Annotated in this window: 19 protein-coding genes; 8 read left to right on the forward strand and 11 right to left on the reverse strand. The window is 71.3% G+C overall.

The genetic code is table 11. The features are described from left to right. Positions 1 to 25 precede the first annotated feature (25 nt). Positions 26 to 3571: a protein kinase domain-containing protein gene (locus tag WME73_RS16575; RefSeq protein WP_437746418.1), complete on the reverse strand. Its 3546-nt coding sequence runs from the start codon at positions 3569 to 3571 to the stop codon at positions 26 to 28. Positions 3572 to 3748: 177 nt separating this feature from the next. Between WME73_RS16575 and WME73_RS16580 the strand changes: the two genes are divergently transcribed. The 4 genes from WME73_RS16580 (at position 3749) to WME73_RS16595 (ending at position 6256) form a co-directional block, all read left to right on the forward strand. Next, a complete protein-coding gene (locus WME73_RS16580) occupies positions 3749 to 4000 on the forward strand; it encodes a MoaD/ThiS family protein (protein ID WP_437916314.1) in 252 nt (83 codons plus the stop codon). A 25-nt stretch (positions 4001 to 4025) separates the two neighbouring features. Further along, positions 4026 to 5147 carry a GTP 3',8-cyclase MoaA gene (locus WME73_RS16585; protein WP_437746419.1) on the forward strand — a complete coding sequence of 374 codons (1122 nt, stop codon included), beginning with the start codon at positions 4026 to 4028 and terminating at the stop codon, positions 5145 to 5147. Between the two features lie 78 nt (positions 5148 to 5225). Next, positions 5226 to 5741, forward strand: coding sequence for a cyclic pyranopterin monophosphate synthase MoaC (moaC, locus tag WME73_RS16590; RefSeq protein WP_437916315.1), 516 nt, complete (start codon positions 5226 to 5228; stop codon positions 5739 to 5741). Continuing rightward, a complete protein-coding gene (locus WME73_RS16595) occupies positions 5738 to 6256 on the forward strand; it encodes a molybdenum cofactor biosynthesis protein MoaE (RefSeq protein WP_437916316.1) in 519 nt (172 codons plus the stop codon). Before moaC ends, WME73_RS16595 begins: the two co-directional genes overlap by 4 nt. A 29-nt stretch (positions 6257 to 6285) precedes the next feature. Here WME73_RS16595 and phoU read toward each other — a convergent pair whose 3' ends face one another. The 7 genes from phoU to WME73_RS16630 all read right to left on the reverse strand — a co-directional run bounded on the left by phoU (position 6286) and on the right by WME73_RS16630 (position 13282). Continuing rightward, positions 6286 to 7011, reverse strand: coding sequence for a phosphate signaling complex protein PhoU (gene phoU / locus WME73_RS16600; protein ID WP_044964959.1), 726 nt, complete (start codon positions 7009 to 7011; stop codon positions 6286 to 6288). A gap of 20 nt (positions 7012 to 7031) precedes the next feature. Then, entirely contained in the window at positions 7032 to 7895 is an 864-nt protein-coding gene (pstB, locus tag WME73_RS16605; RefSeq protein WP_437746421.1) for a phosphate ABC transporter ATP-binding protein PstB, read from the reverse strand. A gap of 9 nt (positions 7896 to 7904) precedes the next feature. After that, a complete protein-coding gene (gene pstA, locus WME73_RS16610) occupies positions 7905 to 8816 on the reverse strand; it encodes a phosphate ABC transporter permease PstA (protein ID WP_437746422.1) in 912 nt (303 codons plus the stop codon). Further along, positions 8813 to 9796 carry a phosphate ABC transporter permease subunit PstC gene (gene pstC, locus WME73_RS16615; protein WP_437746423.1) on the reverse strand — a complete coding sequence of 328 codons (984 nt, stop codon included), beginning with the start codon at positions 9794 to 9796 and terminating at the stop codon, positions 8813 to 8815. The genes pstA and pstC overlap by 4 nt, the downstream gene beginning before the upstream one ends. An 80-nt stretch (positions 9797 to 9876) precedes the next feature. Then, entirely contained in the window at positions 9877 to 10986 is a 1110-nt protein-coding gene (gene pstS, locus WME73_RS16620; RefSeq protein WP_437916317.1) for a phosphate ABC transporter substrate-binding protein PstS, read from the reverse strand. Between the two features lie 96 nt (positions 10987 to 11082). Beyond that, positions 11083 to 12579: an ATP-binding protein gene (locus tag WME73_RS16625; RefSeq protein WP_437746425.1), complete on the reverse strand. Its 1497-nt coding sequence runs from the start codon at positions 12577 to 12579 to the stop codon at positions 11083 to 11085. 7 nt (positions 12580 to 12586) lie between these two features. Then, positions 12587 to 13282, reverse strand: coding sequence for a response regulator (locus WME73_RS16630; RefSeq protein WP_012235579.1), 696 nt, complete (start codon positions 13280 to 13282; stop codon positions 12587 to 12589). 332 nt (positions 13283 to 13614) lie between these two features. Between WME73_RS16630 and ndk the strand changes: the two genes are divergently transcribed. From ndk to dapE, 4 genes are read left to right on the forward strand one after another with little or no spacing between them, the layout of a single operon-like run. Beyond that, complete coding sequence (ndk, locus tag WME73_RS16635; protein ID WP_437746426.1) at positions 13615 to 14049, forward strand: nucleoside-diphosphate kinase; 435 nt, start codon at positions 13615 to 13617, stop codon at positions 14047 to 14049. After that, positions 14049 to 14942, forward strand: coding sequence for a hypothetical protein (locus tag WME73_RS16640; RefSeq protein WP_437916318.1), 894 nt, complete (start codon positions 14049 to 14051; stop codon positions 14940 to 14942). Before ndk ends, WME73_RS16640 begins: the two co-directional genes overlap by 1 nt. A gap of 42 nt (positions 14943 to 14984) precedes the next feature. Continuing rightward, positions 14985 to 15860: a 2,3,4,5-tetrahydropyridine-2,6-dicarboxylate N-succinyltransferase gene (locus WME73_RS16645; protein WP_012235582.1), complete on the forward strand. Its 876-nt coding sequence runs from the start codon at positions 14985 to 14987 to the stop codon at positions 15858 to 15860. Continuing rightward, complete coding sequence (gene dapE / locus WME73_RS16650) at positions 15857 to 16960, forward strand: succinyl-diaminopimelate desuccinylase (RefSeq protein ID WP_437746429.1); 1104 nt, start codon at positions 15857 to 15859, stop codon at positions 16958 to 16960. The genes WME73_RS16645 and dapE overlap by 4 nt, the downstream gene beginning before the upstream one ends. 95 nt (positions 16961 to 17055) lie before the next feature. Here the strand turns inward: dapE and WME73_RS16655 are convergent, their stop codons facing one another. From WME73_RS16655 to WME73_RS16665, 3 genes are all read right to left on the reverse strand, one after another. Continuing rightward, positions 17056 to 18048, reverse strand: a complete 993-nt coding sequence (locus tag WME73_RS16655) for a sensor histidine kinase (protein WP_437916319.1) — start codon at positions 18046 to 18048, stop codon at positions 17056 to 17058. A 244-nt stretch (positions 18049 to 18292) separates the two neighbouring features. Further along, positions 18293 to 18721 carry a response regulator gene (locus WME73_RS16660; protein ID WP_012235585.1) on the reverse strand — a complete coding sequence of 143 codons (429 nt, stop codon included), beginning with the start codon at positions 18719 to 18721 and terminating at the stop codon, positions 18293 to 18295. Between the two features lie 228 nt (positions 18722 to 18949). Next, a complete protein-coding gene (locus tag WME73_RS16665; RefSeq protein WP_012235586.1) occupies positions 18950 to 19414 on the reverse strand; it encodes a response regulator in 465 nt (154 codons plus the stop codon). Between the last annotated feature and the right edge of the window lie 203 nt (positions 19415 to 19617).

Raw genomic sequence — 19617 nt, forward strand, 5'->3', positions numbered from 1 at the left:
GTGCTCCCCGTCTCCGGACTCCGCCTCAGGTGTTCTCGAGGGTGCGCATCCAGCCGCTGATCCGCGCCCCCGCCGGCTTGGGCCAGCCCATCCGCGCGAAGCGCTCGAGGAGCTGCGGCGTGTGGTCTCCGGTGCGGCTGTCCTTGAAGGCCGCGCGCGCCGCGTCGAGCTCGCGCGCCGCCTCGTGGAAGCGCCCCTCGTGGTACGCGAGCCAGGCGAGCGTCAGGTGCCGGTGCTGCCGGGGCTCCGCCTCCGCGAGCGCCACCGCCTCGCACGCCATCAGGTGCTCGCGAGCGAGCTCCGCCTCCCCGCGGTGGAGCGCGATCTGCGCGAAGAGCAGCCGCGCCTCCACCAGGCCCCACGGATCCCCGAGCCGCTCGAAGAGCCTGCCGGCGGCGAGCGCGTGCTCCTCGGCGAGCTCCGGCGCGCCCGCGTCGAGGGCCACCATCGAGAGCAGGCGCTCGCACCCGGCCTCGCCGCGCGGGTTCGCGACGTCGCGGAAGCTCTGCCGCGCCCCGAGCGCGCCCGAGCGCGCCGCCTCGAAGTTGCCGGCGCGGTGGTCCGAGTGCGACAGCGCGAGGTCGCACTGCGCGAGCCCGAGCCGGTAGCCGATGGCGTCGAAATCGGCGTGCGCGGTCGTGAGCAGCGCGCGCGCCGCGTCCGAGGTCGCCCCGGCCTGCTCGACCATGCTCTGCAGCAGCAGGCACTGCGCTCGGCCGAGCCGATCGCCGACGTCCATGAACCTCGACGCCCCGGACGCGAGCACCGCCCGCGCCCGCGCGTGCTCGCCGAGCAGGTAGTCGATCTCGCCGAGCAGCACCTCGCACTGCGCCTGCCCGTGGCCGTGGCCGATCTCGTCGAAGATCGCGTGCGCCCGCGCCACGAGCCGCCGGCCCTGCGCCTCCGCGCCGAGGTCCGACGCGATGTGCCCGAGCAGGCGCAGGCAGTGCGCCTGATTCTCGCGGTCGCCGGCTTGCTCGAAGATGCGCCGCGCGTCCTCCGCGTCGCGCCGCGCCTCGTCGAGCCTCCCCGCCAGCCGCAGCGCCTCGCCGCGGAAGCGCAGCTGCGTCCCGAGGCGCGTCCCCGTCAGCACGGGCCGCGCGTCCACCCCGCCCCGGAGGCCCGGGCGCGAGTCGCTCCCCCCGGGCAGCTTGCCGTCGAGCACGGCGAGATCGCGGAGCGTCGCCGCGATGTCGCGCGAGCTCTGCCAGTGCGCCGCCACGTGCGCGTGCATGAGCGCCGCGGCCTCGTCGGTGTCGCCGGCGCGCAGGAGGCTGACGACCCGGTGCCGGAGGATGCGGCGGCTCGACGCGGCCGGGTGCGCCCCGAGCGCGTCGGCGGCGGCGCGGAACACGCGGGCCGCGTCCGGCTCGAGGAAGAGCTGCGAGAGGAGGTGCTCCTGGAGCAGCGCGTGCGGCCAGCGCAGGCGATCGCCCACGGCGAGGAGGATCTGGGCGCGCTGCATGGACGCGATCGCCCGGTCCGCCGAGATATCGAGCGAGGTGAGCAGCGCGCGCAGGATCTCGCGCCGGATGTCGCCGCCGAGCGCGGCGGCGGCGCGCGCGCCGGTGCGGAGCTCCTCGGGCAGCGCCGCGAGGCGCTCTTCCCAGAGGTCGGCGGTCGTCGCCGCCTGCACGGCCATCGACGCCCTCGGCACGAAGTACTTGCCCGCGCGGAGCTGGAGGTGCCCGCCGCCCGCCCACGCGTGCAGCAGCTGCAGCGCGAAGAGCGGGTTCCCCTTGCTGCGGGCCGTCGCCGCCTCGGCCGCCGCGTCGTCGAGCGGAAGCGTCTCCCGGAGCAGCGCGTGCGTCTGCGTGGGGTTCAGCGGGGCGACGTCGAGCCGCTCCCCGACGTAGGCCGCGAGCGCCCCCTCGATCCGCCTCGCCGCCACCGGATCGCACTCGACCGCCTCGCTCCTGACGGTCGCCACGACGAGCAGGCCCAGGTTCGGCGCGTCGCGGTGGAGCGTGAGGAGCCCCTCGAACGTCGTCGACGAGGCGTAGTGCAGGTCGTCGAGCCAGAGCAGCACCGGCCGGTCCCGGCCGATCCTCTCCAGCGTCTTGCGGATGATCAGCCAGCGGAGCTCGGGGCGATCCAGGCGGAAGCGCTTCCCCGTCGGGCCGACCGCCTCGCTCCCCGGGGGCGACGGCTTGATCCACTCGGCGGTCGCCGCGACCCACGTCTTGCCGACCTCGTCCTCGGGCGGGACCTCCCAGAGGTTCATCAGCACCTTCTCGACGATCTCGCGCTCGGCCCGCTCCAGCCGGTAGTGCTGGGTCACCGCGCCGAGCACGCCGTCGAGCGGCGCCGCGATGCGCCGGTAGCGCGCGCGGAGCGGCACCATGAGCGCCCGCTCGTGGACCTCCTCGCAGAGCCACTCGGCCAGCCGGCTCTTGCCGACGCCGGCCTCGCCCGCGAGCAGGACGAACCGGTGCATCGCCTTCGGCGCGTCGACCATCTCGGCCACGACCTCCATGAGCCGCGCCCGCTCCCCGGTCCGCGCGACGAACGGGCTCGGCCGGAGCGCGAGCAGCCCGGTGGTCGTCACGGAGGGCGGCGGGTCGTCGTCTGGAGGCTCGATGAGCTCGGGCGTGAGCAGCTCCTTGCGGCTCGGGGGCAGACGGCCGCTCGTCAGGAGGGCGATCGGCAGCGGCGTCGCGGTCACGTTCGCGTTGTTGCGTGGCTCGAACCGCTTCCACACCCGCCGCGCGTCGCCCGCGAAGTCGAAGCGGTGCCAGGGCCGCTTCGCGAGCAGCCGCTTCGCGAACTTCGCGACGTCGCCCGGCACCGGCGGGGGGAGCGGCAGGTCCGGGATCGACGCGCTCCGGTGCTGCTGGAGGAGCTCGTCGTTGTTGCCGTCGTAGACCTCGCCGCCGGCGAGCAGGGCGTAGAGGATGCAGCCGAGCGCGTAGAGGTCCGTCGGCGGTCCCACGTGGGGCGCCGCGAAGCGGATCTGCTCGGGCGCCATCCAGCCCGGGGTGCCCGCGCCCCAGCGCACCGTGGGTTCGCTCTCCCTGGAGCCGTCGAGCCGGTGATCGACCCGGTCCTGGATGAGCCAGGCCAGCCCGAGGTCGAGCACGTGCACGAGCGGCGGCTCGCCCCCGTGCTGCAGATCGACGAGGACGTTGGACGGCTTCAGGTCCCCGTGGATCACGCCGCGCGCGTGCGCGTGCGCCAGCGCGCCGAGCACCTGGTCGATGACGCTCCAGATGATCGGCCAGGGCAGCGGGTCCTCGAGCCGCGCGAGGTAGAGCCACTCGTGGAGCGATCGACCTGGGACGGCGTCCATCACGAGGTACGGCGTCCCGTTGGTGAGCGCCCCGAAGTCGCGGGCCTTGACGAGCGCCGGATGGGAGAGCCCGGCGAGCGCCCGGGCTTCCTCCTGGAACCACCAGGCGTCCTCGGGGCGAGCCGCCGCGCCTGGCCGGTCGAGCAGCTTCACGGCCACGCGCTCGTCGATCACGAGATCGCGGCAGAGATAGACGACCCCCATGCCGCCGCGGCCCAGCTCTCGGCGGACCTGATAGCGACCGGCCAGGATCGTGCCCGGTAAAAAGCCTTCTTCCGACATGACGGTGAGCCGCCCGATGATAGCCGTGCCGGCCGGGCCCGGTAGACTCGAATCTCGCCAGGAGCCAGGAGCCAGGAGCCAGGAGCCAGGGGCCAGGGGTCAGGCGCCTGGGCGGCCCGAGGTCGCTCGGCGGCAGTTCGTCGTGTCGGGTCCGCGGAGCGATGCTAGGTTGCGGTGATGGATGCAGCGGTACGCGTGCTTGCATTCGCTGGCGCGAGGGATGTGCTGGGTACCGGAGAAGTGGCGCTGCCGCTGGATGGCCCCTGCACCGCAGCGGAGCTCCTGGAGCACGTCTGTGCTCGTTATCCGGGGCTCGGCCCCTACAAGGGATCCATCCGGGTGGCGGTGAACGGCGTCTATGCGACGCCGAGCGATCCTGTAGGTTTCGGTGACGAGGTCGCGCTGATCCCGCCGGTGGCGGGCGGCTAGCGAGAGGACCCGAGAGGGACGCGCCATGGCTTCTTCTATCGGCGGCCTCGATCCTGCGCGCAATGCGGGCGACGCATCGGCTCAGCGGCGGCGATCGCTGCCGCTCGTCGGCGGCGGAGACGCTGGCCGACGCGCCGCCGTGATCCCGTACCGCGACGGCGCCCGCGAGGCAGCTGGCGAGCGCGCGGGGCCCGCGCCGCGGAGCGCGCGCATCTCGGTCACGGATCGGTGCGACTTCGCGTGTACCTACTGCCGCCCGTCGCGGCATGACGGCTACGCCGACGGCAAGCTCATGACGGCCGCCTGGCGCACCATGTTCGAGGCGCTGCGCGACGCCGGCGTCCGGCGGGTGCGCCTGACCGGCGGCGAGCCGCTGCTCCACCCCGAGATCGTGTCGATCGTCGGGTGCCTCGCCGCGCTCGGCTTCGAGGATCTGGCCCTCACGACGAACGCGTCGCAGCTCGCGCGGCTCGCCGGGGCGCTGCGCGCCGCCGGGCTGCACCGGCTGAACGTCTCGATCGACACCCTCGATCCCGGGCGCTTCGGCGAGATGACCCGGGGCGGCGAGCTCGCCCGGGTGCTCGACGGCATCGACGCCGCGATCGCGGCGGGCTTCTCGCCGATCAAGCTGAACACGGTGGTCCTCCGCGGCGTGAACGACGACGAGATCGAGCGGCTCGCGCTGTGGGCCTGGGAGCGCCGGATGGTGCCGCGCTTCCTCGAGGTGATGCCGATCGCCGAGGGCGCTCGGCTCGTCGGCAAGCACCTCGTCACCGCGGCCGAGATGAGGGCGCGCCTCGCCGAGCACCTCCTCCCGGAGGAGGCGGCCGGCGAGCCCGGCCTCGGCCCGGCCAGGTACGTCCGCGCTCGCCGCGATCCGTCGCTCCGCGTGGGCTTCATCACGGGCACCAGCGACACGTTCTGCGAGAGCTGTGATCGCCTGCGCGTCTCCTCGACGGGCGTGCTCCGGCCGTGCCTCGCCACCGACGATGGCGTCGACGCCTCGCGCGAGGCGAAGATCGGCGATCACGCGGCGATCCGCCTGCGCCTGGACGAGGCGTGGCGCCTCAAGCCGGACGGCAAGGTCTGGAAGGGCTGCACCGAAGAGACGGCCTCCGCGGTGTCGATCCGCGCGATCGGCGGCTGACGGAGCGGGCGGATCCGTGCGGGACCGGATCACGTTCGGCTTCCGGTCCTCACGGCTGCCGTGTCAGATTCCGGGGCGATGCCGCGAACCCCTGATCGACCCGGCGAGGGCGAAGCGCTCTCGACTCACCTCTCTCCGAGCGGCGAGGTCCGCATGGTGCCTGTCGAAGGCAAGCCCGTCACGCACCGCCGCGCGGTCGCGTCCGGCGCCGTCATGATGCGCCCCGAGACGATCGCCCGGGTCGCGCGCGACGACGCGCCGAAGGGCGACGTGCTGGCCGCGGCGCGGATCGCCGGGATCATGGCGGCGAAGCGCACGCCGGAGCTCATCCCGCTCTGCCACGGCATCGCGCTCACGCACGTCTCGGTCTCGCTCGACGTGGACGAGCCCTCCGCGACGATCCGGGTGACCGCCGCCGCGGAGGCGGTGGATCGCACAGGGGTCGAGATGGAGGCCATGGTCGCGGTGAGCGCCGCGTGCTTGACGATCTACGACATGCTCAAGGGGATCGATCGCGAGATGGTGATCTCGGACATCAAGCTCCTCGAGAAGAGCGGGGGCCGCTCCGGCCATTTCCAGCGGAGCGCGCCGTGAGCCGGATCCGCGCCGAGCCGCTTGGTCTCGACGAGCTCATCGCCGCGGTGTCTCACCCTGGCGCGGGCGGCATCGCCACGTTCCTGGGCGTGGTGCGCGACGTCAACGAGGGCCGTTCGGTCACGCTGCTGGAGTACGAGGCCTACGGGACGATGGCCGAGGCCGAGATCGAGCGGATCCTGTCGGAGATCGCCGCAGAGCTCCCTGGCGTGCGCGTCGCCGCGACGCACCGGGTGGGCGCGCTCCACGTCGGCGATGTCGCCGTCGCCTGCGCCGCGAGCGCGCCGCACCGGGGAGAGGCGTTCCGCGGGTGCCGCCTGCTCATCGACCGCATCAAGGAGCGCCTGCCGATCTGGAAGCGTGAGCACGGGCCGGACGGCCCCTACTGGGTCGGATGGGAGGACGCCCGCTGCGCCGGCGAGCACGGGCACGAGGCGCCCCACGGGCACGCGCACGGCGACGAGGAACCCCACGGCCACGGTGGGACGGCGCCTCCGGCCAGCGCTGGCCCCTAGCGCAGGCGCCGGCCGGGCGGCGCTGGCGCCTAGCGCAGGCGAAGCCCGGCCGGCGGAGGCGAGGAGAGCGGGTCGTTCTCCTTCAGGCGGTTGTGGTGCCGGATGTCCGTCCCCTTGACGAGGAAGACGACCGACTCGGCGATGTTCATCGCGTGATCGGCGATGCGCTCCAGGTACTTGGCGATCGACTGGATGCGGGTGGCCCTGTACACCGTGCTCGGGTCGCGGCTCATGACGAGGAGCACCTCCTGGAAGATGCGGGCGTAGTGCTCGTCGATCACGTCATCGCGCGTGAGCAGCTGGTTCGCTCGCTCGCAGTCGCGGGCGACCAGCGCGTCCAGCGCCTCGTGCACCACCTCGATCGCCTCGTCCGCGAGGCCTTGCAGATCCGCCACCGGCGCGAGCGGCGGCTCCTCGTTGAGCTCCTGCACGCGCTCGCAGACGTTCACCACGAGGTCGCCGACCCGCTCCAGATCGGTGACGATCTTGAGCGCCGTGGTGACGAAGCGCAGGTCGGACGCGACGGGCTGGCGCGTCGCGAGGATCCTCATACAGAGCTCGTCGACCTCGCACTCGAGGCGGTTGATCCGGCGATCGAGCCGGATCGTCGCCTTGGCGAGGCCCGTGTCGCGCGTCGTGAGCGCGGTCGAGCCTTTCTGGATCATCTCCTCGACGAGGCTGCCCATGAGCAGCAGCTTCTCGCGAAGCGTGCGTAGCTCGTGCTCGTAGACCTTGCTCGTGTGCGACGTCGGCATGATTCTATCCCCCGCTTCCATCAGCCGAACTTCCCGGTGACGTAGTCTTCCGTCTTGCTCTCCTTGGGGTTGGTGAAGATCGTCTGGGTCCTGTCGAACTCCACCAAGTCCCCCATGTAGAAGAAGGCGGTATAGTCAGAGCACCGCGCGGCCTGCTGCATGTTGTGTGTTACGAGCACGCAAGTATATCGCTCTTTCAGCGCGTCGATGAGCTCCTCGACGCGCGCGGTCGCGATGGGATCGAGCGCCGAGCACGGCTCGTCGAGCAGGATCACCTCCGGCTCCACCGCGAGGACGCGGGCGATGCAGAGCCGCTGCTGCTGGCCGCCCGAGAGGGATAGCCCGGACTGATCGAGCTTGTCCTTCACCTCGTCCCAGAGCGCCACCTGGCGCAGGCACTTCTCGACGAGGCCTGTGGGATCCTTGACGGAGATGCCGTTCAGCTTGTGTCCGGCGAGGACGTTCTCGCGGATGGACATCGTTGGAAACGGGTTGGGTTTCTGGAACACCATGCCGACGCGGCGCCGCAGCCGCACCGGGTCGACGGCTTTGTCATAGATGTTCACGCCGTCGATCATGACGGAGCCCTTCGCCGAGGCCCCGGGCACCTGCTCGTGCATCCGGTTGAGACAGCGCAGGAACGTCGACTTCCCGCACCCGGACGGGCCGATGACCGCCGTGACCTGGCCGTCGGGGATGTTCAGCGTGATGTCGTGGATGGCGTGGAACTTATGAAAATAGGCGTTGAGCCGCGTGACGCTGATCTTGGCTGGCGGCGCCTCGTCCTCTGGCTCCATGGAGCGGCTGTCGATGCCGTCCGTGTCGAGCCCGCTGCGACGTTCCCCGGACCGTACTTTGTTGTGCAGTGAGTCAAACGAGCTCATCGAGTGCCTTTAGCGCGCCTTGACGCTTCGCGACGTGGCGATACGCGCGAGCAAGTTCAGGAGGAAGACGATGACGATCAGCACCAGGGCGCCGGTCCACGCCTCTTGCTGCCATTTCGGGTAGGGCGAAGTAGCGTTCCGCCAGATCTGCACCGGCAGCGAGGCGATGGGGCGGTCGATGGCGAAGCTCCAGTACGATGAGCCGAGCGCGGTGAGGAGCACCGGCGCGGTCTCGCCGGCGATGCGGGCCACGGCGAGCATCACGCCGGTGCCGATCCCGGGCGAGGCGGTCCGGAGCACGACGAGGAGGCTCGTGCGCCACTCCGGCACGCCGAGGGCGAGCGACGCCTCGCGGAGGTGGGCGGGCACCAGCTTGAGCAGCTCCTCCGTCGTGCGGGTCACCGTCGGGAGCATCACGATCGCGAGCGCGATGCCGCCCGCGAGCGCCGAGAAGCGCTTCATCGTGACCACGACGAGGGCGTAGACGAACACGCCGATGGTGATCGAGGGGACGCCGCCGAGCACGTCGGCGATGAACCGGATGGCGGCAGCGAGCTTGCCGCGCCCGATCTCGGCCAGGTAGATGCCGGCGAGGATGCCGGTCGGCAACCCGATGCCGCAGCCGATGGCGACGAGGATGAGCGTGCCGACGACCGCGTTGCCCATGCCGCTCCGCTCGTCGCCGACGGGCTTCGGCAGCTGGGTGAAGAAGTCGAGGGACAGCCCGCCAAGGCCTTTGCTGACGACGTAGACGAAGATCAGAAACAGCGGGACCAGGACGACGACGGCGCTCGACACGCAGAGCCCTTCGAAGAAGTAGCTGCGTACGCGGCGCAGCGTCTCGCCGGGCGCGGGCTCGAGCAGCGTGCGCCGGGGGGCGCTCGTGGGGCTCGCCACGGGGACAGGGGTGTCGCTGTTCATGCGCGCTTCTCCAGCTTGCTCTTGGTCGAGCTCACGAGCCACCGGGCGAAGAGGTTGAGGAGGAGGGCGACCCCGAAGAGGAGCAGCGCGATCTTGGACAGCGCCGATACGTACATGTCGCTGGTCGCCTCGACGAACTCGTTGGCGATGACGCTCGCCATCGAATAGCCGGGGTGGAAGATCGACGCGCTCACCTTCGGGACGTTGCCGATCATCATCGTGACGGCCATCGTCTCGCCGAGCGCCCGGTTCAGACCGAGGATGATGGCCCCGATGATGCCCGAGCGCGCCGAGGGGAGGACCGCGTAGCGGATCGTGTCCCACGCGCACGCGCCCAGGCCGACCGCCGCCTCGCGGTGCAGCTGGGGCACCGCCTGCATCACCTCGCGCGACACCGACGTGATCGTGGGGACGATCATGATGGCGAGGATGACGCCTGCGGCGAACATGCCGAAGCCGAGCGGCGGGCCCTCGAAGAGGGGGATGTAGCCGAAGTACTTGATGATGACCGGCTCGACGGTGTCCCGGAGCCAGGGGCGGAGCACGGCGATGCCCCAGAAGCCGTAGACGACGCTCGGGATCGCCGCGAGGAGCTCGACCATGAACCCGAGCGGCTTGCGGATCCGGTGGGGGGCCAGATCCGACAGGAAGATCGCGAGACCGAGCGAGACGGGGACGGCGATCACGATGGCGATCAGCGAGGTGACGACCGTGCCGTAGACGAACGGGAGCGCGCCGAACTCCTCGCGCGCAGGGTCCCATACGGTCCCGCCGAGGAACCCCAGCCCGAACTTGTCGATGGCGAGCCGCGACGATCGGATGAGCTCCAGCACCATCAGCGCTGGCACCGCGAGCACCGTCAGGCCGAACATCGTCAGGATGGCGCGGAACGCTCGATCTGCTCCGCGCGTGCCATGTGGCGCATCGCTCTGTGGCGCGGGCGAGGCGGCTTGTTGCATCGGGACTTCTACGGTGCTCATGGACCTATCCTGCGCTCCTGCGCGCACGCCAGCCGCGCACGGCGGGGCGCCGTTCGCGCGGCTGACGCGCATTCCTGGGGTCATGGGACGAGCAGGGGCTTGCCGTCAGGGCCGACCAACGCGGCGAGCTTCTTGTTGACCTTCTCGACGACCGCCGCGGGCAGCGGGGCGTAATGGAGGTCGTTCGTGAACTTCTGGCCGTCTTGCATCGCCCACTTGATGAAGTTGGAGAGCACCTTGCCCTTCGCGAGGTCCTTCTGCTCCTGGTAAACAAGGAGGTACGTGAAGCCGGCGATGGGGTATGCGTCCTCGCCCTCGGCATCCACGAGCGAGATCCGGAGGTCGTCCGGCATCTTGGAGGCGGCGCCGGCGCCTGCGGCGGTCGTGCTCTCCAGCGACGGGGTGATGAACTTCCCGCTCTTGTTCTTGAGCGAGGCGAACGTGAGCTTGTTCTGCATCGCGTACGCGAGCTCGATGTAGCCGATCGAGGCGGGCGTGCTCGTGATGAGGGCGGAGACGCCGTCGTTGCCCTTGGCGCCGAGGCCGCCAGGCCAGTTGACGCTTGTCCCGGTCCCTGGTCCGCTCTTCCACTCCGGGCTGACCGCGCTCAGGTAATCGACGAAGATCTTGGTCGTTCCGCTGCCGTCCGAGCGGTGGACCGTCGCGATCTCCTTGTCGGGGAGCTTCACGTCCGGGTTCTCCTTCTGGAGGGCCGGATCGTTCCACTTCTTGATCTTGCCCAGGAAGATGTGCGCGGCCGCCTCCGGCGTGAGCTTCAGGCCAGACGCGACACCCTCGAGGTTGTAGGTCAGCACGACCGCGCCCAGGCACGTCGGCAGGTGAAGGAGGCCGGCGGCCTTCCCGAGCTGCTCCTCGTTCATCGGCGCGTCGGAGGCGCCGAAGTCGACGGTCCGCTCGGTGATCTGCCGGATCCCACCCCCGGAGCCGATGGACTGGTAGTTGATCTTGACCTTGGAGTTGGCCTTCTGGAACTCAGCGATCCACTTCGTGTAGAGAGGGTACGGGAACGTCGCACCCGCGCCCGTCAAGGTGATGTCCCCGTCAGCGGTCGGCTGCGGCGCGGTGTCCTTCTTCGCGCCGGGGAGAGAGCCGGTTTCTTGGGGGGCATCGGAGCGACCGCACGCCGCGGTCAGGAGGAACATCGCTAGGGTGAGCAGAATTCGAGCCATGCACAGCAAGGCGTAATCGAGGTTTGTGACAGCTCCGTGACGGCAAGGTGGAACAGCGAGCACCGCGCTTTCCTGGCTTTGCGTGGTTCGCGTGGATCACCCGGCGCGCGCCAGGCGGACGGTGAACTGGGTGCCGCGGCCGATGGCGCTCTCGACCTCGATCGAGCCGTTCATCAGCTCGACCAGGTGCTTCACGATGGCGAGGCCGAGACCGGTGCCGCCCAGATCGCGTGAGCGGCCGGCGTCGACCCGGTAGAACCGCTCGAAGATGCGGCCCAGGTGGTGAGGCGGAATACCGGGGCCGTCGTCGGCGACGGCGAGCGTCACCTGCTGATCGGCCGAGCGCGCCTTCACCGTGACGTGAGCTCCCTCGCCCGCGTACTTGATGGCGTTGTCGAGCAGGTTCATGAGCACCTGCTCGAGCGCGCGGCGGTCGCACCGAACGGGCGGGAGCGCGGAGGCGTCGACCGTCAGCGTGACCCTGCGCCGGCGCGCCGCCTCGGCGAGCAGCTGCGTGACGTGCTCGATGGCGGGGGCGATGTCGAGCTCCGACAGCGCGAGGCGGAAGTTCTTCGCCTCGATCTTGGAGAGGTCGAGCAGGTCGTCGACGAGGTGGCGGAGGCGCTTCGCGTGCCGATCGATCACGTCGACGAACTCGGCGGCCTCGTCGGGGTCCTTCAGCGCGCCGAGCTGCAGCGTCTCGGCGGCGGTGCTGATCGCGGTGACCGGGGTGCGCAGCTCGTGGGACACGTTGGCGACGAAATCGGTCCGGATCGTCTCCAGCCGGCGGAGGTCGGTGACGTCGTGGAACACCGCGATGAGCCCCGGCTCGGCGGACGCGCCGTCGTGATCCGCGCCCCACGCGGCGAGGGCCTCGCGCTCATCGTGCCCGAGCCGCTCCGGGCCCTTCCGGCGCGACACGCGCACGAGCAGCCGCCTCGGCAGCGTCCGCCCGAGCTCGACCTCGACGTCGACCGGCTCGTCCCGCTTGCCGGCGAGCTGGATCGCCTCGGTGAGCCGCGCGTTGCGGATCGACTCGATGACCGATCGACCGAGCGCGTCCTCACCGAGGGAGGCCATCGCGCGGAGCGCGCGGTTGGCGAGGAGGATCCTCCCGTCGCGATCGAGCACGAGGACGCCCTCGCTCATCCCGTCGAGGATGCCCGCGAGCAGGGCGCGCTCCGTCCGGACCTCGGCGGTCGAGCGGGAGAGCTCGCTCGTGAGGTGGTTCAGCGCGCGCGCGAGCTGGCGGAGCTCGCCCGAGCCGCGCAGCGGGGCGCGCGTCGACAGGTCGCCCTCGGACATCGCCTGCGCGAAGCGGGTCAGCCTCCGGATCGGGCGCGTGACGAAGAAGGCCGTGGCGGCGCCGACCGAGACGGCGACGACGATCACGGCGCCCATGCCGAGCAGCAGGGCGCGCCGCGAGCGAAGCAGGGCGGCGTCGACGGCGGCGCGCGGGCTGTGCTCCGCGAGCAGCGCCGCTTCCATATCGCGCGCGGCGAGGCGCTCGATCGGGACGCCAGCGACGAGGAGGGCGAGCACCGTCCCCGCCGCGAGCTTCGCGCCGATGCCCAGCCCCCTCGGCAAGCGCATGGGCCCTCTAGGCGACCTCGGGCTCGGCGCGGAACCGGTAGCCGACGCCGCGCACGGTCTCGATGTAATCGCCCGCCGCCCCGAGCTTCTCGCGGACGCGCTTCACGTGGGTGTCCACGTTGCGCGCGGTCACGTCGACGTGCGAGCCCCACACCTCGTCGAGCAGGAGATCGCGCGACAGCACGCGCCCGCGGCGATCGTAGAGCATCATGAGCAGGCGGAACTCGAGCGCGGTCAGCGCGATCTCGGCCTCCTGAACCCAGGCCCGGTGCGCGGCGCGGTCGACCCGCAAGATGCCGAAGTCGAACTTCTCCGGCGCCGACGCCGGGCTCTCCGAGCGCTTGAGGATCGCCCGGGCGCGCAGGATGAGCTCGCGCACGCTGAACGGCTTGACGACGTAGTCGTCGGCCCCGAGCTCGAAGCCGACGATCCGGTCGATCTCCTCGCCCTTGGCCGTGACCATGATGACGGGCACCGCCGAGGTCTGCGGGTTCTGCTTGAGGCGGCGGCAGATCTCCGTGCCCGACATGTCCGGGAGCATCAGGTCGAGCAGGACGAGATCGAAACGCTCCTCCTTGACCGCCCGGAGCGCGGTCTCTCCGCTCCCGGCGGACACCACATCGAACCCGGCCTGACGGAAATTGTAGGTGAGAACGCGCTGCAGGTCGCGCTCGTCCTCCACGATGAGCACATGGCTCGGCATGGCGGATGTATGTAGCAGCGCATTGTGACAGCTTGATGGCGATCGCGCGTGTCGTGCGTCGCCCTCGCGAGACGGAATTGCGACAAGGACGAGGTGGAGCGCTAGCGCGAGGAGAGCGCGGAGAGGCGAGACAGACGTCGGGCGGATCGGACGCGGCCGATCCGCAACCGGGGGCGCGGCCGGGAGAGCAGCCTGGAGCGGTGCGGCGGGATGGACAGCGATGACGGAAGCGCGGCCGGGCGGCGGATCGTGCAGCGAGGCGGGCGGCGGACTCCCAGGACGGAATGCGTGGCGCTTGCAACGCTCGGCGTTTTCGCCTAACTGGGCCGCCCATGGCCCTCGAGCGAACTCTCTCAATCATCAAGCCTGATGCGATGGAAAAGAACACGGCCGGCGCGATCGTCGCCCGCCTCGAGCAGGAGGGCTTCACGGTCAAAGCGATGAAGCGCATCCAGCTTACCCGCGCGGAGGCCGAGGGCTTCTACGCGGAGCACCGGGGGCGCGGCTTCTTCGACGAGCTCGTGACGTTCATGTCGCGCAGCCCCATCCTGGTGATGGCGCTCGAGCGCGAGGACGCGGTGGCGAAGTACCGCGAGGTCATCGGCGCGACGGACCCGGCCAAGGCGGCGGCGGGGACGATCCGCAAGCTCTACGGGGCGAACGTGGGCGAGAACGCGGTCCACGGGTCCGACAAACCGGCGACCGCCGCGCGGGAGATCGCCTACTTCTTCGCGGGTTACGAGGTCGCCCCGAGCGCGACGGCCTGATGCTCGGCGAGCGGCTCGCGGCTGCGCTCGGCGCGGCGCGGGACGGCGCGGCAGGCATCGAGAGCTTCGCGCACCTGCTCGGCTCGCGCCGCGTCGGACCGCGCGGGGTCGCGCTCGCGCTGCCCGAGGTGTGCGAGGGGTGCGCGGCGCTCGTCGTTGCCCTCGACAGCCTCTCCGCGGCGGTCCGCGACGGCTTCGTCGAGACAGACTCCGCCGTGGCGGCCGACGCCGCCGCGGCCGACGCCGCCTGCGCGGTCCTCGGCCACGCGGGCGTCGAGGTCGCGCGCCTCACAGACGAGCTATCCCGCGCGGCGGCGGGCGCCCCGCCGCCGCGCGGCTCTGGCCGCGGCCGCGCGGATCGCGGCGGCTCCGAGCGCGGCATCGACGCGCGGCAGCGCCTCGGGCTCGAGGCGTCGGTGCGCAGGACTGCCCGGGAGCTGAGCGGCGCGCTTCGCCTGTCCGAGCTCGTGATCGCGACCCTCGAGCTGCGCCCGACGCCGCTCGATCTCATCGACGTGCTCCGCAACTGGAGCGCCGCCCCGGCCGAGGGGCGCCCCGTGGTCGGCATCTCGATCGCCTCCTCCGATGGCCGCGCCAACGAGGTGGAGGGCGACGTGCGCGCCGTGAGCGGGCTCATGGAGCTCGCGGTCGGCATGGTCAGCGCCGCGGGCGTGGCGAGCCCGCACCTCACCGTGTCTCGCCTCTCGGACGGGCGCTCGATGGTGCGCATCGCCGAGCGCGGCCCGCGCGAGGGCGCGCCGGCGGTCGCCCTCGACGTGGTGCTGCGCGACGGCGGCGAGCGGGCGGCCGCCGTGGCCCGCGTCGTCGCGCGCCGCGCGCGCATCGAGCTCGTCGAGGGGACGGGCGGGCGCGTCGTCACCATGACGTTCTGACCCCGGTGCCGGTGCTGGCTCGGCCGTGCTAAAGGCGGCGCCATGGCCACCGAAGAATCCATGAAGTCCCTCGTTGAGGCGGCGTTCCGCGACCGCGAGCTCCTCCGCTCGCCCGCGCACGAGGCCGCGGTCCTCCGCACGATCGAGTGCCTCGATCAAGGCCTGCTCCGCGTCGCCGAGCCCGACAAGACGGCGCAGGCGGGCGGCGAAGGCGCGGCGTCCACCGGCGAGGGCGCCCCGCACAGGTGGGTGACGCACGCGTGGATCAAGGAGGCGATCCTGCTCTACTTCTCGCTCCGCGGCATGAGCGTGATGGAGGTCGGCCCCTTCGAGTTCCACGACAAGATCCCGCTCAAGCGCGGCCTCGACAAGGCGGGCGTGCGCGTCGTCCCGCCGGGGACGGTGCGCTACGGCGCGTTCCTCGAGCAGGGCGCGATCGTGATGCCCGGCTACGTGAACATCGGCGCGTGGGTCGGCTCGGGGTCGATGGTCGACACCTGGGCGACGGTCGGCAGCTGCGCGCAGATCGGGCGAGGGGTGCACCTCGCCGGGGGCGTCGGCATCGGCGGAGTGCTCGAGCCGCCGGGGGCGCGGCCGGTGATCATCGAGGACGGCGTCTTCGTGGGCTCCCGTGTGATCGTCGTGGAGGGCGTCGTGGTCGAGGAGGAGGCGGTGCTCGGCGCCGGCGTGGTGCTCACCGCGTCGACGGCGATCCTGGACGTCACGGGGCCGGAGGTCGTCGAGCACCGCGGCCGGGTGCCCGCGCGCAGCGTGGTGATCCCGGGAACGCGGCCGAAGCGCTTCCCCGCAGGGGAGTTCTCGATCCCCTGCGCGCTCATCATCGGCAAGCGGAGCGAGGCGACGGATCGCAAGGTGTCGCTGAACGCGGCGCTGCGAGATTTCGCGGTGCCGGTGTGAGCGCGCGCTCCGACGCGGCCGCGGCGGCCGCGGCCGATCTCGCGGACACGCTGCTCTGGCTCTGCTCCGTCCCGTCGCCCACGGGCGAAGAGCAGGAGCTGTGCTGCGCGGTGGCGGAGCGGCTCGATCGGGCTCGGCTCGCCGCGCCGGTGCGCCGCCACGGCGACTCGCTCGTCGTGCAGGTGACGCAGGGCACGGGCGGCCCGAAGATCGCGCTGGCCGGGCACCTCGACGTGGTGCGCACCTCGCACGACGGGCCGCCGCGGATCGAGGGGGATCGCCTCTACGGCCCCGGCGCGAGCGACATGAAGTCAGGGCTCGCGCTGATGCTCGACCTCGTCGAGGGCGAGCGGGAGGCGATCGCGGGCGTGGATCTGACGCTCGTGTTCTACGCGCGGGAGGAGGGCCCGTACCTGGAGAACGAGCTCGCGCTGGTCATCGAGCGCGAGCCGGACCTCCGCGCGCTCGATCTCGCGGTGTGCCTCGAGCCGAGCGACAACCGGCTGAGCCTCGGCGCGAGCGGGTCGCTCCACGCGGGGCTGACGTTCCGCGGGCGGACGGCGCACAGCGCGCGGCCGTGGCAAGGGGAGAACGCCATCTACAAGGCAGGCCCGCTCCTGTGCGAGCTCGCCGCGCTCGCGCCGCGCGAGGTCGAGATCGACGGCTTCGTCTACCGAGCCGTGACGACGGCGACGATGGCGCAGGGCGGGCGCGGGCGGAACGTCGTTCCGGACGAGTTCACGATGAACCTGAACCACCGCTTCCCGCCTGGGACGTCGATCAAGGAGGCGCAGCGGACCATCGAGGCGCTCGTGGACGGCCGCGCCGAGATCGCCTGGCGCGACCTCAGCCCTTCGGCGCCGCCGCACGCGTCGCACCCGCTCGTCGTCGCGCTACGCGAGGCGGGCGTCGCCGCGGTCGAGCCGAAGCAGGCGTGGACCGACGTGGCCCGCTTCGCGGAGCTCGGAGTGCCTGCTGTCAACTTCGGCCCCGGCGAGAACGCCCAGGCGCACCAGCGCAACGAGTGGTCGTCGCTTCGAAAGCTGTCCGAGGGTCGCACGATCCTCCGCCGCTGGCTCTCGGCGCTCGGACCGGCCTGACGCCGCGCGCACCCGCTGCGCGCGCTCCATGTCAGGGGGGAGCCCGCCTGATCGCGCGCAGCGTTCGGGGCGCGCCCCGGTGACCCTCGTGCCCTTCAGGTGGCTGTGCGCACCGAGAGCCCGGCGGCGGGGATGGTGAAGAAGAACGTGCTGCCCTGGCCGGGCGAGCTCTCGACCCAGATCGTACCGCCGTGGGCCTCCACGATGCCCTTGGTGACGAACGCCGCGAGCCCCATCCCTTGTCCCATCGGCCTTCGAGGGGGCGCGTGGCGGGCGAAGAGCAGAGATTGCTGATCCGGGGAGATGCCAGGTCCTGTATCCGAGATCGAGAATCGCGCGTCGGTGCCCGACGGCTCGGCGCGCACCGTGATGCGTCCGCCCTTCGGCGTGAAGCGCATGGCGTTGCCGAGCAGGGTGGCGATGACCTGGACGATGCGCTCCCGATCGCACGCGATGGGCGGCAGCTCGTGCGGTAGCTCCTTCGCGATCTCGAGCGGCTTCAGCGCGACCGTGGGCGCCACGAGCTCGATCGCCTTGTCGAGGATCGGCTCGACCTCGTGCGCGCCTTTGCCGACCTTCAGCGAGCCGTTCTCGATGCTCATCGCGTCGACCAGGTCCTGCGCGAGCTGGTTGATCTCGTCCGCTGCGCGGGTGATCGCCTCGAGCTGCCGCCTACCCGGGCCCTCCTGAGGGACGGATCGCATCAGCATGCGGGCGCTCACGACGATCACGCTCAGCGAGTTCCTGAGGTCGTGAGAGATGGTGGATACGGTCTCGCGCAGGATGCGCTCTGACGCCTCCGCGCGGCGCTCGAGGAGCTGGCGCTGCTCCTCGATGATCCGCTCGCGCTTGGCCGCGTCGCCCCGCGGGGCGAGCCGCTCCGCGTCCGCCTTCGATCGCCTGGGCGCCCTGGCGCGCAGGGTCGCCGGTCCCGCGGATCGAGGCCCGCTCGCCGCAGCGGACGTCGAGCCCCGCTTCGGAGCGCGCAGGGGCGCCGCCGTGGTGCGCCCGCGGAGCGTGCGGCCGTGCGCTGCGTCCGCGCCGTCCGTTGCGTTCTTCCCGGCTTTTTTTCTCGTCACCCCCGCCATTCTTGTCCCCTCGTGCCTCTCAAGCCCTCAGTTAGCCAGAAAGACCGCACCGAGAATAGTCAGGTGGTGCCGCAGTCAAGTCCTGCCAGCGCGGGAGCGCAGGTGCGCTATTCGCGGTCTCGCCGCGGTCTCGCCGCGGTCTCGCCGCGGTCTCGCCGCGGTCTCGCCGCGGGCACGCGCCTCGCGGATCTGGCGAGCGCTGTGTAGGTTTCGTCGATTCCGTGGAGAGGGGATTCGCGGCGCGTCAGGGCGCGCTTTCCGGCTGCGATGACGCGCTGCCGCGCGACAGGAGGCGGCGAATCTCGAGCACGAGCGTGTCCGGCAGACACGGCTTCGTCAGGAAGGCGTCGCACCCCGCGTCCTTCGCCTCGCGCGAGTGCCCCGCGAGCGTGTGACCCGTGAGGGCGACGATGGGGATCCTCATGGTGCGAGGATCGCTCTTGAGGTGGCGCGTCGCCTCCCAGCCGTCGATCTCGGGGAGCGAGAGGTCCATCAGGATGAGGTCCGGGATCAGCTCGAAGGCGCGGTCGAGCGCCTCGCGCCCCGTCGCCGCCTCGGCCACGCGGAACCCGGAGAAAGACAAGTACTCCGCGAACATCTCCCGGTTGTCCTGGAAGTCGTCCACGACCAGGACGAGCGGCGAGACCGCGTTGTCATCAGACTTCACTTCCATCCCAGTGAACCTTTCCATTCCTCGGCGCGCCGCGCCGCCCGATCGGTCGTAAGGGGCTCCGGCATCGCTCGGCCGGCCTCTCACGCAGGGTCATGTAGGGGGGCGATCCGCTCGGGTCACGTCATGTTTGTATACCTGATTGCGGGCATAATGCCGGGCATTTCCCCTCCCGCGCAGGGGTTATCCTGCATTTGCCCTGAAGGGGTTTCAGGTTGCTCCTGACGTGGCCTAGGTAGGTCCGTAGGGTCGGCGGACGCCGACGATCTCGTGGAGCAAACGAGCGGCGCTGTCCCAGTCGACCGGCTTCACGAGCACACCGTCGAACGCCGAGGCGTTGAGGGCGGCGCGGGCCTCGAGATCGCGCCGGCCAGTGCACGCGAAGATGGCGACGTGCTGGGTCGCCGGATCGGCGCGCAGCGCCTCGGCGACGACGAAGCCGTCGATGCCGGGCATCCTCAGGTCACACAGGATCACATCCGGCACGTCCTGCGTCGCGAGGAACACGCCACGCAACCCGCCGGCTGCCCGCTCTACCAGGAAGCCGTGCGCAGCGAGCGCCGCCTCCGCCATGACGAGGAAATCGGGATCATCATCGACGATGAGGACCCGGCGCCGCCGCTCGATCACCAGGGTATCCTCGTCTCCCTGCTCGTCGTGATGCTCGGTGAACTCTCTGCGCTCTGCCTCGGACATGCTCCCCCGCTCGTGGCTCGGCTGACAGCGCTCCCCAGGTGCTCGGGCTTCGATGCGCTGATGCGCGGAAGCATGACCATGGAACCATGGAAGGAGAGCAACGGCCTCCCGCCGGCGTTTCTGGAAAGGCCCCCCCGCGCTGGTGGAGGCGGAACCCGAACCCCACGTACACCTTGTGCCCAGGTCGCTTATCCGCAACCATC

This window comes from Sorangium sp. So ce302 (genome assembly GCF_051530145.1).
Lineage (GTDB): Bacteria > Myxococcota_A > Polyangia > Polyangiales > Polyangiaceae > Sorangium > Sorangium cellulosum_B.